The organism is Sphingobium agri (assembly GCF_023051225.1).
Taxonomy (GTDB): Bacteria; Pseudomonadota; Alphaproteobacteria; order Sphingomonadales; family Sphingomonadaceae; genus Sphingobium; species Sphingobium agri.
The window spans coordinates 219419-236677 of sequence record NZ_JALKHS010000006.1; the positions used below are offsets into that span (position 1 = coordinate 219419).

Annotated in this window: 10 protein-coding genes; 9 read left to right on the plus strand and 1 reads right to left on the minus strand. The window is 57.9% G+C overall.

Going from position 1 to position 17259, the window contains the following annotated elements; all coding sequences use genetic code 11:
• Window positions 1-225 precede the first annotated feature (225 nt).
• The 7 genes from MU848_RS04330 to xylA all read left to right on the plus strand — a co-directional run bounded on the left by MU848_RS04330 (window position 226) and on the right by xylA (window position 11486).
• On the plus strand, window positions 226-963 hold the full coding sequence (locus tag MU848_RS04330) for a gluconate 2-dehydrogenase subunit 3 family protein (RefSeq protein ID WP_247230417.1): 738 nt from the start codon (window positions 226-228) through the stop codon (window positions 961-963).
• A gap of 24 nt (window positions 964-987) precedes the next feature.
• On the plus strand, window positions 988-2670 hold the full coding sequence (locus tag MU848_RS04335; RefSeq protein ID WP_247230419.1) for a GMC oxidoreductase: 1683 nt from the start codon (window positions 988-990) through the stop codon (window positions 2668-2670).
• 75 nt (window positions 2671-2745) lie between these two features.
• The gene (locus tag MU848_RS04340) at window positions 2746-3849 is read left to right on the plus strand and encodes a ThuA domain-containing protein (protein WP_247230420.1); all 1104 of its coding nucleotides are present in this window, start codon (window positions 2746-2748) and stop codon (window positions 3847-3849) included.
• 837 nt (window positions 3850-4686) lie between these two features.
• Window positions 4687-7425 carry a TonB-dependent receptor plug domain-containing protein gene (locus MU848_RS04345; protein ID WP_247230422.1) on the plus strand — a complete coding sequence of 913 codons (2739 nt, stop codon included), beginning with the start codon at window positions 4687-4689 and terminating at the stop codon, window positions 7423-7425.
• Window positions 7426-7685: 260 nt separating this feature from the next.
• Window positions 7686-8543 carry a sugar phosphate isomerase/epimerase family protein gene (locus tag MU848_RS04350; protein WP_247230424.1) on the plus strand — a complete coding sequence of 286 codons (858 nt, stop codon included), beginning with the start codon at window positions 7686-7688 and terminating at the stop codon, window positions 8541-8543.
• Window positions 8544-8718: 175 nt separating this feature from the next.
• On the plus strand, window positions 8719-10161 hold the full coding sequence (xylB, locus tag MU848_RS04355) for a xylulokinase (RefSeq protein ID WP_247230426.1): 1443 nt from the start codon (window positions 8719-8721) through the stop codon (window positions 10159-10161).
• Between the two features lie 11 nt (window positions 10162-10172).
• Complete coding sequence (xylA, locus tag MU848_RS04360) at window positions 10173-11486, plus strand: xylose isomerase (RefSeq protein ID WP_247230427.1); 1314 nt, start codon at window positions 10173-10175, stop codon at window positions 11484-11486.
• A 245-nt stretch (window positions 11487-11731) separates the two neighbouring features.
• On the opposite strand, the gene MU848_RS04365 is transcribed toward xylA, so the two are convergent.
• Window positions 11732-13003: an MFS transporter gene (locus MU848_RS04365; protein ID WP_247230429.1), complete on the minus strand. Its 1272-nt coding sequence runs from the start codon at window positions 13001-13003 to the stop codon at window positions 11732-11734.
• A 646-nt stretch (window positions 13004-13649) separates the two neighbouring features.
• Here MU848_RS04365 and MU848_RS04370 point away from each other — a divergent pair.
• A complete protein-coding gene (locus tag MU848_RS04370) occupies window positions 13650-15893 on the plus strand; it encodes a TonB-dependent receptor (protein WP_247230431.1) in 2244 nt (747 codons plus the stop codon).
• Window positions 15894-16333: 440 nt separating this feature from the next.
• Window positions 16334-17215 (plus strand): MurR/RpiR family transcriptional regulator, encoded by an 882-nt coding sequence (locus MU848_RS04375; protein ID WP_247230433.1) that lies wholly within the window; start codon window positions 16334-16336, stop codon window positions 17213-17215.
• Window positions 17216-17259 lie beyond the last annotated feature (44 nt).

Here is a 17259-nt window from a genome sequence, read left to right on the forward strand (position 1 = left end):
CAGTTCACATCGCGCCGCTATGAGGTTGTCATGACAATTTGCGGGGAGGCTGTCTAGCATCGCCCGGCTTTCTTTGGACTCCAGGCGCTGCAGGCGTTCTCCCCAGCGAGCGCTCTTTTGATCGCTCCGACGCTTCTAGGGAAAAATATAGATCTAACATTTGTTTATACGGAAAATATGTTCTACATCAGACATTGAGCCCCGGAGATGCTGGAGAGGATCAAGATGCTAACCCTGCCTGACACAGATCGCCGGACGCTTTTCAAACATGCATTGTGGCTCATCGGCGCAAGCGCAGTGCCAAAGGGCGCGCTGGCAGCAGCTGTCCAGCAGCCGGGCCTCGAAGCCGCGCGTTTTGCGCTTCTCAGCGCGACGGCGGACACGATCATCCCTCGAACCGAGACCCCCGGAGCGATGGATGTGGGCGTGCCAAAACTGTTCGACGAAATGCTCCGCAAATGGGCTTCGTCGGAGCGACGGGCCACGATCATCGCTTCGCTCGACAGGATCGGAACCCTGAAGATTCCGGGGAGCGAAACGCCCTTCGTCAAGCTGACCGCTGAGCAGCGCTATGCGTTGCTCGAAGCGCATGACAAAGCGGCGCTCACGCCCGCGGGCGCGCCGGCCGAGGCCGTCGGACCGCTGAATTCGGCACATGCCATATTGGACCCACATTATGGTCGGCCAAAGCAGGACGCAGTCCCCACCCAGCCGCCAGGCGTTCCTGTGGCACAAGCGCCCACCCAGAAGAAGAAGCCGACCTCGCTCGACGCTCTGCTGGCCGGACCTCAGGTCGCCGACATGGGCTACGCGAAGCTGAAGGAATTGGTGATTGTGCTCTACTATTTTTCCGAGCCCGCCCTCACCCAGGAACTCCGCTATGAGCACGCGCCCGGACAATGGGTTCCATCCATTCCGATCACCCCCGAAACACGTGCCTGGGGCGGCGCCGGCGTCAATTGATCGGTCGAGGGAAAGACAAAAACCATGTTTGACGTGATCGTGATCGGCTCAGGGATGAGCGGTGGCATGGCTGCCAAGGAATTGTGCGAGCGCGGGCTCAAGACACTCGTCATAGAACGTGGCCGGAAGCTGGAACATGGTGGTTCCTACACTGACTGGATGCAGCCCTGGGATCTTCCCACAGCCGGGCTGGTGCCAGAGGAAGAGATCGCTTCCGACTACAAGATCCAGAGCCAATGCTATGCGATGAATACGGCTACGCAGCAATATTGGGTGAAGGATAGCGAGCACCCCTATTCAACGCCAGACGACAAGCCGTTCCTGTGGATCAGGGGTTATCATCTGGGCGGCCGCTCGATCATGTGGGGGCGGCAATCCTATCGGCTGAGCCCTATGGATTTCGAAGCTAACGCCAAGGATGGACACGGTTCCGATTGGCCGATCCGATATGGCGATATCGCGCCTTGGTATGATCATGTGGAGCGCTTCGTCGGCGTGGCTGGTTCGAAAGAAGGACTGGCGCAACTGCCTGATGGTCAGTTCCTTCCCGAATTCGCCCTGAACGATGCCGAAAAGATGTTCAAGCAGGCCGTGGAGACGAAATTCCCCGGACGCAAGGTTATTCCCGGCAGGGCCGCCAACCTTTCCAAGGCTACGCCGGAACATGAGGCACTGGGTCGGACGAGCTGTCAAAATAGATCGCTTTGCGAACGGGGCTGCAGCTATGGTGCCTATTATTCGAGCCTGAGCGGATCGCTCCCGGCGGCCGAGCGCACCGGCAATCTCACGATCGTGACAGATGCGATCGTCCACAGCATCATCCGCGATCCCAAGACCGGCAAGGCCACCGGAGTGCGGGTGGTCGACACCAACAGCAAGCAGGGCCGGACATATGAAGCAAAGGCGATCTTTTGCTGCGCTTCGGCGATCGCGACCGCTCAAATACTTCTGAATTCAAAGTCGGAGGCCGACCCTCATGGCCTCGCCAACGGCTCCGGCATGGTGGGGCGCAATCTCATGGACCATATTGCCGGATTGGCCGTGGTTGGCACAATGGATGGGCCCAACACTTATTATAAAGGTCGGCGCCCGACGGGGCTCTACATTCCGCGCTACCGCAATGTTAGTGAGCCGGGCGATTTTGTGCGCGGCTACGGCTTTCAAGGGGGTGTTTCGCGAACCGGCTGGCGCGCGAATGCCACGGGTGCACCCGGCATCGGCAAGGCGCTGAAAGAGCGGACCCGCCGCGTCGGACCCTGGATGGCGGCCATTGTGGGCTTTGGCGAGATGCTGCCGAACCCGCAGAACCGGGTGACGCTTCATCCAAGCCGCACCGACAAATGGGGCATGCCGATCGTGCATATCGATTGCGAGTTAGGTGAAAACGAGAAGAAGATGGCAAAGCAGATTGTCGCGGATGGGCAGGCAATGGTTGAGGCCGCGGGCGGCAAGGTGCTTTACGCCAGCGAAGAGCCGGGTTCGCTCGGCCTGGGCATTCATGAAATGGGCACCGCATGCATGGGCAAGGATCCTAAGACTTCGGTGCTCAACAAATATAATCAGGCTCATGAGGTGCCTAATCTGTTCATCACCGACGGCGCTGCCATGGCGTCGTCAGGCTGCCAGAACCCGTCCCTTACCTATATGGCGCTGTCGGCGAGGGCTGCTCATCATGCGGCGGAGTTTCTGCGCGCAGGCAAGATCTGAATCGGGACCGGCTTTTTGGAACGATGGTGAGGAGACCGGCGCGTGAGGGCAGAATGGCTATGGATGAGGAAACTGATGGCCGGAGCGGCTGCTCTGCTGGCGCCCCTCGCAATAACTCCTGCGCAGGCTGCACGGCCAGTTACTGACTGCCCGCTTCGAGATGCGCCTTACTCCCTCGATTCTCCGCTGGTCGATGTGCTGTTGAGCCCCGCCGGGCGTTCCATGTTGATGGAAGCCGCGCCTACACTTTTGGACAAAGTTCCCGAGCAGTTCATAAGCACTGAGGCTCCGACCTTCGCTGCGATCGTGACAGTAAGAGATACTTGGCGCATTCTCGGCTTGTCGCCTGACAGATTGATGCAGCTCGAACAAAAGCTGCGCGCGCTGCCAGTGACTGCTGCTGACAAGATGAAGCGCTGCGAACGCTATGACAATGACAAGCCGAAGCTCACTTGGAGCCGGGGCAAGTTGAGAATTCTTTTGTTTGAGAAGATCAACGGCTTTCGTGACGGACCTTCGGTCGAGGCTGCACGCGCTTCCTTTCAGGGGATGGCGCAGCGCAACGGTTGGTCAATCGTGACCACTGACAAGGGTGGCGCGATTACGCCTTCGATATTGCGCAAAGTCGATGTGATCATCTGGAACAATATTAGCGGGGATGTGCTCACGCTGAGCCAGCGCCGCGCACTCCAGAACTACGTGGAAAAGGGCGGAGGATTGGTCGCCGTGCATGGCTCGGCAGGCGACCCGGCCTATTTTTGGGATTGGTATGCCGACAAGTTGATCGGCACGCGCTTTATCGGGCATCCGATGAATCCTCAATTTCAGGATGCCAGGATCAAGGTCGAGCAGCCCGCGCATCCGATCGCATCCGGTTTGCCGTCGGAGTGGATAATGAAGGATGAATGGTATTCGTTCGGCACCAATCCTCGCGCGGCGGGAGCTAAGGTTGTACTTACGCTCGATGAAAGCAGCTACAAGCCCGTAGGTCCAAAGGGCGAGGACTTACGGATGAACGACCATCCGATCGCTTGGACGAATTGTATCGGGAAGGGGAGGGTCTTCTATTCGGCGATCGGGCATCGTCCAGAAATTTATAGTGACGCACACAATATGGCATTGAACGAAGCCGCAGTGAAATGGGCGGCGGATCGCGGGACATGCGCGCCGCAGCCCTGAGGCCACGCGCATCTCCGCATTGCAACGATCCGCCCGATCCTACAAGACGTCGCTCAAAGCAGTGAGAGCCCGGGCACTCAGCGACGGATAAATCACGATCTAGCGGTCGCATTGTGCGAAGCACGTTGTGCACGGACATCGCACGATGTTCGAACTCTCCAAGGCGAACCGCGACTATGGCATCGGAGCTGGGAGGTCGATCCCTTCAATCCAGGGACGGCTTCGATGTCCACCTCTTTAAAACCCGCTTACCCCTTAGCCCTCTATCGGCGAATCATCCTTTCCAATTCGACGAGGCATGAACGCGGGTAAGCGGCTCGCTAATCTGGCTGCCGTCAGGTGGTTGGGGGCCGTGCGTTTCTGTTCACTAACAGGCTTCTGCACCTGTCCTCAAACGTGTCCAAAAGTCGCGTGTTTTTCCAAAAGCGGCCCGATCCGGCCGTTTTCTTGAGCAAGGGCGCGGCACCTCAAAACTCAAGGATTTTGGGCAATTGAACTTATGACATTTTGGAGGGGTGTTAAAACACCAATTATAAAATCCCTCATAATCGAAACTTGAATGCTTAACTGGCGCCCTATCGCCCGACTATTTTTTCACTGATAATCCAAAGGCACGCATAAAACATAAAATATTAATTTCGAGAGAATTCCATGCGGAACATATATTGCATAACGCCTGATGCTAACGTAAGTCACGGCATAACCCAGGTAGGCGGTCGCCGCAGAGCGGATTTGCCCTTGGGCTAAAGAGGAGGGGTTATGATGAACGGGTTTATACGGTGCCTTTGTGGCACTTCCTCAGTTGCACTCGCTGTGATCGGGTCCGCCTCGTCAGCCATGGCGCAGGCCCAATCGGTGCAAGCGCAGGCCGAAGGTGCTGCAACTCAGGCTTCCGATATCGTGGTAACTGGGTCTCGCGTTGCGACCGCCGTGAATGCTCCGACGCCGGTCACGACCGTCGATACGGAACAGTTGGCAGCTTCATCGCCCACCACGATTGCAGACGCGCTGAACCAGCTGCCCGCGTTTGCTAACTCTCAAGCGCCGACCAAAGGAGGCAGCAGCCTTTATGGCGGTAACTTCCTGAACCTGCGGTCACTGGGGCCGGGTAGAAGCTTAATCCTGCTCGATGGCCAGCGCCTGCCGACGACGAGCCCGGCGGGCTCACCCGTAGGATTTGTGAATGTCGACTGGATCCCTGCGGCGCTCGTCAAGCAAGTCGATACGGTCACTGGCGGCGCTTCTGCGGCCTACGGCTCTGATGCCGTTGCCGGCGTTGTGAACTTCGTCCTGGACCATGATTTTGAAGGTTTGAAGGGCGAGGCGCAGTACGGCATCACGTCGCGTGGCGACAATCAGAACTACAAGTTCGGCTTGTCTGGAGGTGGATCATTCGCCGATGGTCGCGGGCATGTGCTGTTCAGCTTTGAGCATGCGAAGTCGGATGAACTGAACGGCGATCCCAAGAACAGGCCTGGCAAGGCGCCACGCGATTGGGCTAGGAGTGGACGGGGGCTCATCCCGAACCCAAATGCTGGTCCGGGTCAGCCGGCATATATCACGATCCCTGATTTGCGTGTGTCCGCGTTTCCGCTAGGAGGTGTGGTGCTGAGTGGCGCTGCCTTCGGCACGACCTTCACCCCGGATGGCGCCTCTGCGCCTTATGATTTCGGAACGAATGTCAGCGGTGCCGTCGCCTCCGGCGGAGGGGGATATAGCCCTGCTCCGGGCATACCATTGGCGAATGGGTTAACCCGCACGTCCGCTTATGGGCGCGTGAGTTACGAGTTTAGTGAGCATGCGACGCTTTACGCAACCTTGATGTATTCGCGAGGAAATAATGCCGCGGGCATCGGGCATGCATTCACCGCTCTCATCTCGCCGAGTCTCTCCCTCAGTGTAGACAACGCCTACCTTCCCGACGATGTACGCACAAAGATGCTGGCTAATGGCGAACAGGCGGTCATTATCGGCAAGCGCTTTGATCAGCTTCGCGCGGAGCAGAACAATACCGCCGAGCGCATGTCCCTAGGCGGGGACGGAGAGATCGCCGGTAACTGGAAATGGCAGGCCCACGTTCAACGTGGACGCGTCACATCCGAGACGATCCTCGATGGCAACTTCGATACGATCAACTTCGCCAAAGCCATTGACGCGGTACGCGCGCCCGACGGCACAATTGTTTGCCGCTCCACCCTGACGAGCCCGACTGACGGATGCGTGCCATATAATCTGCTTGGCGATCGTCCGCTGACAACGGAACAGCGGGCCTATTTCCAGCCGACCCAGGAATATCGTGGGAAAGGTTCCCAGGTCACAGCCGAAGCCTCGGTATCCGGGCCATTGTTCTCCACTCGAGCTGGTGAGGTCAGCATTGCGGCAGGCGTTGGTTATCGCAAAGAGAAGCTGAAGCAGTTCACGAACCAGCTCGCCGGCCTGACCAACCCGTTTACCGGGTTGCCTGGTGCGTGGGCCTTCCTCAACCAGCCTGCGCTCGCCGGTTCTTTCGACGTGAAGGAAGCGTTTGCGGAGGCGCAGGTGCCGCTGCTCAGCGATCTTCCCGCAGTTCGCTCACTCGATCTGAACTTCGCTGTCCGGTACAGCGACTACAGCACGAGCGGCGGGCAAACCACCTGGAAAGCAGGAGCCGTCTGGAGCCCAGTCGAGGGTGTGAGATTTCGTGCGTCGAAGTCGCGCGATGCGCGAGCACCCAGTGTCACGGAATTATTCTCCCCTTCAAGCAGCGGCTTCGCCATTGTCCGTGATCCGCAGAATGGTAATCAGTCCGTGCCAGCCATTCCGGTGCAGAGCGGCAACGCCCAACTCATGCCCGAGGTGGGCAAGACGTTCACTGCGGGCGTCGTGTTGCAACCGAGCTTTGTTCCTGGTTTTGCAGCCTCGATCGATTATTATCGGGTCAAAATCACTAACGTCATCAGCACTTTGAACCCGCAGCAAACGGTGGATCAATGCGCTGCGGGCAGTGCCGCGTTGTGCGATCTGGTGACGCGTGATCCCACGACCAATGCGATCGTATCGATCCGTACGCCGTTCCTCAATCTCTCGTCCCTGCGCACCAGCGGCATCGACTTTGACGTCAGCTATCGGAGAAATGTCAATTTCGGGTCCCAAGGGGGTATCCTCAATTTGCGGCTTTTCGCTACTTATGTACATGATCTTGTGACCGAGGCGCCGGGATCTCCGGCTTTCGATCTAGCCGGCGATGTAGGCTTCGGCAACGAAGGTGTGCCACATTGGACAGGTCTGGGAAGCATCTCCTACGAGACAGGTCCTTGGGCATTTCAATTGCAGGAGCACTATGTCGGGGGCGGCACCGTCAGCAATGCATTATTGTCGGTACGTCCTGGTTCAAAGAACGAAGTCAAAGCCAATTGGTGGACTGATCTCACCATACGCCGGTCGATCGGCACGTTCGAACTCTACGGGACCGTCGCCAATCTCTTCGATCAGGATCCGCGGTCCGTTGCAACCGCGAGCATTTCTGGGCCAACCAACTACCGCCTCTACGATACGTTGGGCCGCCGCTTCGTCGCCGGTGCCCGCTTCAAGTTCTGATCCCAAAGTCAGTCGTCACTCTTTTGCGACCGGGCAAGCCCGGTCGCAGCTTTGGGAATAGCGAGCAATTTATGTTGATCGGTCCATTCAGAAATGGGCCGCACTGGCGGGTGTGTGAAAATTGCAGATCGTCGATAGTCATTGCCGATCGATTGCAACCTTTTTGTAGCTGGCAGACATCAGCTTGAGAATTTGCCGGTGGGGCACAGCTGATCGAGCATGACCCTCGCCCAGCTGTGTTTCCAAAGGAATGAGCGAAGATGAAGATAGGGATGAATCTGTTACTTTGGACCGGCCACGTGAGCGAAGGGCACCTACCGGTACTCCGTGCTCTCAAGGAGACCGGCTTCGACGGGGTCGAAGTGCCGGTGTTCGACACCTCCGACTTAAAGCATTACCGATGGCTTGGCGGCGTGCTCGACGATCTAGGGCTTGAGCGCACAATGGTCGCGATCATTCCCGACGAAGCACATAGTCCGATTTCCCCTGATGCGTCGGCGCGGCAAGGCGCAGTCGATCATCTCAAGCGGGTCATCGATTGCAGCGCGGCACTGGGCGGGAAGGTGCTCGCCGGCCCTTGGTTCCAGCCACTTGGCGTGTTTACCGGCGAGAAGCCCAGTCATGCGGAACTCGATCGTTGCGCTGAAGTGCACCGCCAGATCCTTCCACTACTCAGCCAAGCCGGGATTACTGCAGGGCTCGAGCCGCTGAACCGCTTCGAGGCGCACCTCCTCAACACGTGCGAGCAGGCGATCGCCTATGCCGAGCTGATCGGGGCAGATGGAATCGGTATTCTTTACGACACCTTTCACGCCAATATTGAGGAGAGAGACCCTATCGCTGCACTTCATTTGCTCCACGCCTCGGGTAATCTAACTCACGTTCACATCTCCGAAAACGATCGTGGCACGCCGGGACGTGGACATGCCAAGATCAGGGAGACACTCGCTGCGCTTAAGGTGCTCGGTTATGATGAATGGCTGACGATCGAGGCGTTCGGCCGTGGCGTGTCGGACCTCGCAGCGGCGACGCGAGTGTGGCGGGACTTCTTCAGCAACGAGGAAGAAGTCTATACTGAAGGCTATGACTTGATCCGCCGGTGTTGGGACGCAGTTTAGCCTCGCAGCGTGTTCCGACAGGCGTACGAAAGTCTCCGAGGCACGAACCCGCCGACCCGACTGTGAATTTACGGGCTTTTCGATTTTCGGATGTCCGTGAGTGTGACGGATCGCGGCGAGGCAGCCCTCAAGCAGTTGTAGCGCTACCTTATGCTCAGAAAAGGATCGCACAGGCATGTTTCTCGGCATCGATATCGGTACGTCCGGCGTGAAGGCCGTCGTCATCGGGGAGGATGGAAGCGTGTGTGGGCAGGGTGTCGCACCGCTGACCGTGTCGCGTCCGCATGGCTTGTGGTCCGAACAGGCCCCTGAGGATTGGTGGCGCGCGACGGAAGAAGCGGTTCTGGCGCTGTCGCCCGATCTGCGCGCGCGCGTGCAGGGCGTCGGCCTGGCGGGCCAGATGCATGGCGCCACGCTGCTGGGCGAGGATGATCGACCGTTGCGGCCCGGCATTTTGTGGAACGATGGCCGGAGTTTCGCGGAGTGCGCGGAACTGGAACAGCGCGTTCCGGATTCGCGAGCCATCACCGGCAACCTTGCAATGCCCGGCTTCACCGCGCCCAAGCTGTTGTGGGTGCGAAAGCATGAACCGGACATTTTCGAGCGGGTGCGATGCATACTCCTGCCCAAGGACTATGTCCGCCTGTGCATGACGGGCGACAAGGCATCCGACCTGTCGGACAGCGCCGGTACGTTATGGCTAGACGTCGCGGCGCGAGGGTGGAGCGAGACGATGCTTTCCGCTTGCGGCCTGACGCGCGACCATATGCCCCGCCTGTTCGAGGGGAGCGCCATCACGGGCAAGCTGCGCGCCGAAGTCGCCGAGTGCTGGGGCATGGCTCCGGCTCCCGTCGCAGCGGGCGGCGGCGACAATGCGGCGGGCGCAGTGGGCGTCGGCGTCATCAAGGACGGCGATGCACTGCTCTCGCTCGGCACGTCCGGCGTGATCTTTGTTGCGACCGCCGAGTTTCGCCCCAATCCCGACCGTGCCGTCCACGCCTTCTGCCATGCCTTGCCCGGCATGTGGCACCAGATGAGCGTCCATCTGTCCGCCGCCTCCTGCATCGACTGGGGCGTGCGCGCGACAGGAACCAATGGACCGGGCGCCTTCTTCGCGCTTGCCGAAGCAGCGGGCGCAGCGAGCGTGCCGGAACTGTTTCTGCCCTATCTCTCGGGTGAGCGGACGCCGCATAATGACGCGCATATTCGGGCTGCGCTGCTCGGCATGGACAATGAAACCGATCCCGGCCGCATCGCCGCCGCCGTGCTGGAGGGTGTCGCCTTCGCCCATGCGGATGGCATGGCGGTGCTGCGCGAGGCGGGCACGACGGTGGAGGAGCTTTCCGTCATCGGCGGCGGCGCGCGCTCGCGCTATTGGGGCACGATCCTTGCCGCCGCGCTCAACGTGCGGCTCGCCTATCTGGAAGGCGGAGAGGTCGGTCCCGCGCTCGGCGCGGCCAAGCTCGGCATGATGGCGGTGACCGGCGCCAGCGCTGCTCAAGCCTGCACCCGTCCGCCAGTCTCCCACGCCATCGAGCCCGATCCGGCGCTCACCGAACGTCTTGTCCCTCGGCTCTCCCGTTTTCGCGCTGCCTATGCCGCGCTCAAGTCACTCTGAAAGGAACACCCATGTCCGCCGACTATTTTGCCGAATTTTCGACGATCCGTTATGAGGGGCCCGACAGCAGCAGCGACCTTGCCTATCGCTGGTATGACAAGGATCGCATGATCCTGGGCAAGCGGATGGAGGATCATCTGCGCTTTGCCGTCTGCTTCTGGCACACATTCTGCTGGCCAGGCAGCGATGTGTTCGGCGGCGGCACTTTTCGCCGTCCCTGGCACGCCGGTGCCAATGACGCATCGGCCGCCCGTGCCAAGCGCGAGGCTGCGTTGGCGTTCGTCGAAAAGCTGGACGTCCCCTTCTACAGCTTCCACGACGTCGATGTGATGGCGGATGCCGACACGATCGGCGCCTTCCGCAAGAGCTTTGCCGAAGCGGCCGATCATCTGGAGGAGCTCCAGGGAAAACATGGCCGCAAGCTGCTCTGGGGCACCGCCAATCTGTTTAGCCATCCGCGCTACATGGCAGGCGCGGCGACCAATCCCGATCCAGAAGTCTATGCCTGGGCCGCGAGCCAGGTTCGCGACGCGCTGGAAGCCACGCATCGTCTTGGCGGCGCCAACTATGTGCTGTGGGGTGGCCGCGAGGGGTACGACACGATCCTCAACACCGAAATAGGCACGGAGCAGGAGAATTTCGGCCGCTTCCTGAGCCTGGTCGTCGATCACAAGCACCGGATCGGCTTCAAGGGCACGATCTTGATCGAGCCCAAGCCGCATGAGCCGACCAAGCATCAATATGATTTCGATACTCAGACTGTATTCGGCTTCCTGAAGCGCTTCGACCTGGAAGATGAAGTCCGCGTCAATATCGAGGCGAACCACGCCACGCTGTCGGGCCACACGTTCGAACATGAGATCGCGATGGCCCGTGCGCTGGGCATCTTCGGGTCGATCGACGCCAATCGGGGCGATCACCAGAATGGCTGGGATACCGACCAGTTCCCCAACTCCGTGGAGGAACTGACGCTCGCCATGCTGGAGATCATCCGGGCAGGCGGTTTCACGACGGGCGGTTTCAACTTCGACGCCAAGGTGCGCCGCCAGAGCATCGATGCTGTAGACCTGTTCCACGGCCATATTGGTGGCATGGACACGGTCGCGCAGGCGCTGGTGAAGGCCGCTGCGATTATCGAGGACGGCCGCGTCGACGCCTTCCGCGCGGAACGCTATGCCGGTTGGCAGGGTGAATTGGGACAGGCGGTTCACGGGCAGGAGGCGACGCTCGCCTCCATCGCCGACCTTGCGGTATCGCGCAATCTGGCGCCCACGCCCAAGTCCGGGCGGCAGGAGTGGCTGGAAAACATGGCCAACCGCTTCTGATGCTGGACTGGGCGGCGGGAGATCGTTGGATCATTTTTAGCGGCTTCCCGGCGGACGACCGTCAGCCATCTATTGTCCGGGCTGAACCTCGGTCCCGAATATGAAGCGGATGCCTACCGCCTCTTGCTAAGGGGGCGGCCACAGGTGGAGAAAGAGGGAGCCGGTAGGTCATCAGGTGAATCAACAGCGCTAGCCCGTTCGGGCGCAGTTTATCAGAGCAGTGGTTGGGCCCAAGTGCCGTTTCTCTAGCGGCCACCATGGACATTTTGTGATTCCCGGACGCGGATGAAAAACGCGGTTAGCCCGCCCAGGATGGCCAATGCTGCTCCTGATGCGAAAAGCAGCTGATAGCCTCCCACAGCAACGCTCCATCCGGCCACCGCAGGGGTCAGGACTTGGGGAGCTGACGTTGCGACTGAAAGAACCCCGAGGTCGCGGCCAGCCGCTTCTTCTGAAGGCAGCACCATCGACATAAGTTTCAAATCAATGGCGAAGTAGATCCCGAAACACGCCCCCATGCCGACAGCAAAAATTATCATTGCGAACCAGGTTGCAGAAATGGATGGGGCAAAGATGGCGATACCCATGCCGATCGACGAGGCGCCGACAATCAAGGGGGTGTGATTTACCCTGTCCGCTAGATAGCCCGTAAATGGCGTCACCAATAACCATGCCGCCGTCATGATACTAAGCAAAATTGTGACCGCCGTTGCCGCACTCTGCCCCGGTAAACCGGACGTCCCAATATAGTCCTGAACAAGATAGAACAGGTATCCCGTGACCGCAAAATAAGAGACAAAGAGCAGGAAACGCGAAACAAAGGTGAGCGTAAAATTGCGGCTTTTAAAGCCGGCGAATAGAGATCCGCGATGCTGGTTTACTGTCAGCTGTGCCGTTCTGCTCTCGTTTTCTAAAGACGAACTTTCCGGGGCTACAATGAACATGATACATGTTGTCGCGGCCAGTAGACATGACAGGACGAGATAACCACCTAAGGACGACGTTGCAGCAGCGGCTGCATTTGTGCCCACAAGGATGCCAATGGGTGTTCCCGCAGCGATGGCCGCCGAGGCAAGGCCACGATGTTCAGGAGGTATCCGATCTGGAAGCATTGCCATCAATGCCGCCTGATAAAGACTCAATGTGAACCAGACACTGGGCATGAGGATCATCAAAGCTGAGACAGATCGTGCCAAGCCCAATGCGATCATCAAGCCAATTGACCCGATCGCCGCAAAGAAAATAGTAGGCGTTCGGCGCCCCCATCGACTGCGCGTCCTATCGGAAATGATGCCGCCGATAATCAGCCCGACTATAGTAACGATTGCAGCGGATGTTGTTAGGATGGCGAGGTCCTGAACCTTCCCGGCAGGATCGAAGCGCTCGATCGCCGCTGGTAACAGGATGTTGTACATTCCCTGGAAGCTGGCGATCATTCCCACCATGCCCAGGAAAAGGACAAAGGATGTGCGCCGAACATCACTCCGCGAGCTTGTGGATCGCAGGGCCTGAACCATTTCAGTCATACAGTGACGCAATCGGAGCGATCCCCAACTCCGGCACCGTTTGGGCCGCCACGGTGGGGCAAGTTCTTCTCGCCTTGAAACCCTCGCTCAAAAAGGGGTTTCTTCGGACCATATGGCCAATGCTGCATCACGTCTCTCCTATCGAGCACAGCTGATGATATGGATAGAATATATGTTCGAAATATAGTCAAGTGATATTATTATTTCTTTGTGGTCGCGGTGGTATAGCGGGCGATGGGCCATACTGCCCGTTCTTCAGCCCCGTGCATAAAACGATAGAGCGTTCTTATCGAAGTGTGGGGGGGCGGTCGGCGGTGCAGTCCGACCGGTCTCTGGTCCGCACCCGCCAACTTATAATGACTAATTCACCCGAGATATTGTCGGGAGATCGTTCAGGGAATAACCCCCGTTGACATATGGCTGGCGGCGTCTCGCTTTCACCACGCGGCGCCGTCGTGCGGAGATGAGGCAAGCTCCGATCGTGGCGGCGACAGCAGAGTTGAATAATTTCATATTTAGAGTTGACAGAACATAAATTCCATTGCATTTTACAGCCATAAATTATTTGTGGGGAGATGTTATGCATAGGCGATTTATGCTGCGGTGCGCTGCGGCCACTTGGACGTTGGTTCCTGGGTTGGTTTTTGCCCAATCGACACCCGATCAGGCGCGGCTGCAGGGTGAAGCTGAGGTGTCGTCTTCGACGGCGCGCGGCGGCGTGCCTTCGGCTGCGAATACCAGCGACATCATTGTCACCGCCAATCGGCGGGAAGAGAGGCTTCAGGACGTGCCGATTTCGGTTACGGCCATCAAGGGTGAAACCTTGCGCGAACGAGGGGTCCAAAATCCAGAAGACTTGGCTCGACTCACGCCAAGCTTGGTAACTCAGAATAATGCGGCAAATGCCCAGGGAACGAATTTCTCGATCCGCGGCGTTGGGACATCGAGCTTCCAGCGGTCCATGGAGCCGACCGTTGCCGTGGTGGTCGATGATGTCACCTTGATAAGATCTGAGCTTGGGGTCATCAACTTTACAGATTTGGCCGCGATCGAAGTGCTCAATGGGCCGCAAGGATTTTTGTTCGGCAAGAATGCCTCGGCAGGGCTCGTAAATATCCGGACAAACGACCCAGAGATCGGCAGCAACTCTTTCCGCCTTTTCTCGGAATATGGTCAGCTTAACAATGCGAACGATACGTCATTGTTCAGAGCTCAGGGAATTGTGAACGCCTCCCTCTCCGAAGATGCGGCGGCTCGGATCAATATTTCCTATGTCAAGAATTCCGCGTTGCAGAAGAATGTTGTTCCGAACCCGGATTTTGAAGGCGGTCTTCGTCAGATCGGTGGCTCCGGCAAGCTTCTCTGGGAGCCGACCGATAAGCTATCTATTTTGGTTTCCGGTGACTATATGGAATCCCGCGGTTCGGGCGGGGGCGTCGCGAGCTTCCGAGAAGTGGATCCGACCAGTCCTGTCGCAACAGTCCTGCCGCCGCTGGGGGTGGAACCTGGCTACGGCAATTCAAAGAGCGCCTATGATGGCCCCACATATTATAACCTGAAGGTCGGCGGAGCGCAGATTAAAGCGTCCTATGAACTCGATAGCGGTTTGAGGTTGACAAACATTACCGCCTACCGTGGGTTCAAGACCTCTCAAGCTTTTGATCCGGACTACAGTCCGCTGCCACTCGTGCAATTCTATGGCGAACGTCTGGCGATCAAGCAGTTTTCGAACGAGCTGAGGTTGACCTCTCCGGCAGGAGGCAAGTTCGATTACCAGATGGGACTGTTCTTGCTCAGAGCGCGGGTGCAGCAGAATGCTGATTTGTCGGCCACGCTCGGCCAGGCGGTGCCTCCAGGCTTCACGACTTTCCTTGGGACGGATAGCTATTGGCGCCAGCTTCTGGGGAGCTATGCCGCTTACGGCCAAGCCAGCTACCGTTTTACCGATAAGTTGCGATTGACGGCAGGCGCGCGGCTGACACATGATACCATCAATATGCAATATGAGACCACGGCAGGAGGCGGCGCTGTAAGCCTTCTCGGAGTGTCGCCAGTGAGTGAGCAAGACCGGAGCGAGACCAATTTCTCATGGCGAACAACGCTTGAGTACAACTTTAATCCTGACTGGATGATATATGGCACTGCGGCGCGCGGTTATAAAGGTCCGGGATATGCGCAATATTCGCTATCTTATGTCCGTCCTGAAATTCCGACCCATTTTGAAATCGGTTCTAAAGCGCAGCTCTTTGACCGCAAATTGACCATTAACCTGTCTGCATATCAAACTGAATTCAAGAACTTCCAAGCGCAGAGTATCGATTTCACGACGCTATCATTTCTTCTTCAGAACGCAGGAAAGTTGCGGACGCGCGGGGCAGAACTACAGGTAATCGCCCGTCCTTTCAAAGGCCTCACTCTAAATGGAGGATTGGCCTACACGGACGCTCGGTTCGTGTCGTTTAGGGGCGATACCTGCTACTTTGGGCAGGCCGACTGCGTGAATGGCGTTACGGACTCCTCGGGAAGAAGGCTGCCGAACGCGCCCAAATGGAAGGCGATCATGGACGTCAGTTATGAACAGCCGCTCGGTGATGATTTCGCGGCGACGTTCAACCTGGGAATCACGTCTCAGTCGTCTTATAATTTTCTGTCGAACGGCGATCCTGATGCGGTGCAGAAAGGATATACAACCTTCGACATCGGTGTCGCGCTGACTGAGAAGTCGAAGAATTGGACTCTTCGCGCATTTTGCCGAAACTGTACGGATGAGCGTTTTGTATCAACGATCCAGGGGCATCCGTTCTTCCCGACCGATCATATTCAGAATTTGACGTATAATGGCTTTCGCCAACTCGGTGTTGCCTTGGATTTGACCTTCTAAAGACGGAAAATCATCTAATTGATCTTGGTGTAGATGGCCTTGGGTCTGACGTGTTGCACGGCATGCCCAAGGTTACATCTCTATCGAGCCAAACATCCTTCGTCAAACGTGCAGATCGAAGGATATGTTTGGCACGAATTACGAGTGCAACGCAGAAGGAGGGGAACCGCAACGGCGGACCCGCCACATGCTTCGTCCAGCGGCTGATTGCCTTCGGGTCGTGAGAGCTTGAGCCGCTCCATTGAAATGATGCGCATTTCGCAATCTTTAGCGCTGCGACTACTGGCTATCTTCGCCATGCCAAAACTGCAGCGTCGCAACTGCCACTCCATGGAATTGTTTTTTACGCAAAGGAATGTAAATTCCACGGCGCGGGCGGGAGGGTTGGAATCTTACATATCCTTCCGATCCGATGCTGATAGCTGAGTGGAAGGGCATCTATGCCAGAGAGTAAAGAACAGCCGCATGACTTCGAGGAGTTTCTCGAAGCGATCCGGGAACGCCATGATGAATTGAGCGATCGGTTGCAACGGATCGCCCGGCATATTCTGGACGAGCCGCACGATATTGCGTTCGAAACATTGGCGGTGATTGCTGAGCGTAGCAACGTGCAGCCGTCGGCCATCGTGCGCTTCGCACAGGCATTTGGCTTTTCCGGTGCCAGCCCGATGCAGCGCCTTGTGCGGGAAGGTTTGCTGCGCGAGGATCGTTCTGTCGGTTATGCCGAGCGAATCCGTCAGCATCGCTATGCTGTGTCAGGAGAGCCAGAGGGCCCCCGCCAGCTGTTGTCGGAATTCGTTCAGGGTAACATTCTTGCCTTGGAAAATTTGAACCATGCACTGGGTTCGCGAGAATTGTCCGAAGCGATAGAGATGCTTCATTACGCGGAAACGGTGTTCGTAGCGGGCTTCCGCCGCTCGTTTCCCGTTGCCACCTACCTCGCCTATATGTTGGGGCAAGCGGGAAAGCGAACCGTGCTCGTGGATGGCCTCGCCGGACTACAAATCCAGCAGGTTGGCGGGCTTCGCGCTGGAGACGTGATGCTGGCCATTAGTTTCGCGCCCTACAGCCATGAAACTCTGAGCCTGGTGGAGGCTGCAAAGGGGCAGTGTCCTGTGGTTGCCATCACTGACAGCGTCATTGGTCCCATCGCTAAAGAGGCTGATCTGATCCTTCAGGTCCGCGAATCAGAGGTGCGAGGCTTCCGTTCCCTCGCCGCGTCCATGTGTCTCGCCCAGTCTCTTGCAATCGGCATGGCCGCGCTGCGGGATGAGCCTTCCGCAGCCGATCAGCCTGCAAAAAGCTCTGAACCTTCTATTTGAGCTATTGCACCAAAGGTTCTGATCCAATATAAAGTGGAATGTAA

What these genes read in the sequence shown, in the direction of transcription:
- MU848_RS04330 (WP_247230417.1), top strand. Translation starts at nt 226, where the DNA reads ATGCTAACCCTGCCTGACACAGATCGCCGGACGCTTTTCAAACATGCA.
- MU848_RS04335 (WP_247230419.1), top strand. Translation starts at nt 988, where the DNA reads ATGTTTGACGTGATCGTGATCGGCTCAGGGATGAGCGGTGGCATGGCT.
- MU848_RS04340 (WP_247230420.1), top strand. Translation starts at nt 2,746, where the DNA reads ATGGCCGGAGCGGCTGCTCTGCTGGCGCCCCTCGCAATAACTCCTGCG.
- MU848_RS04345 (WP_247230422.1), top strand. Translation starts at nt 4,687, where the DNA reads ATGGCGCAGGCCCAATCGGTGCAAGCGCAGGCCGAAGGTGCTGCAACT.
- MU848_RS04350 (WP_247230424.1), top strand. Translation starts at nt 7,686, where the DNA reads ATGAAGATAGGGATGAATCTGTTACTTTGGACCGGCCACGTGAGCGAA.
- xylB (WP_247230426.1), top strand. Translation starts at nt 8,719, where the DNA reads ATGTTTCTCGGCATCGATATCGGTACGTCCGGCGTGAAGGCCGTCGTC.
- xylA (WP_247230427.1), top strand. Translation starts at nt 10,173, where the DNA reads ATGTCCGCCGACTATTTTGCCGAATTTTCGACGATCCGTTATGAGGGG.
- MU848_RS04365 (WP_247230429.1), bottom strand. Translation starts at nt 13,003, where the DNA reads ATGGTTCAGGCCCTGCGATCCACAAGCTCGCGGAGTGATGTTCGGCGC.
- MU848_RS04375 (WP_247230433.1), top strand. Translation starts at nt 16,334, where the DNA reads ATGCCAGAGAGTAAAGAACAGCCGCATGACTTCGAGGAGTTTCTCGAA.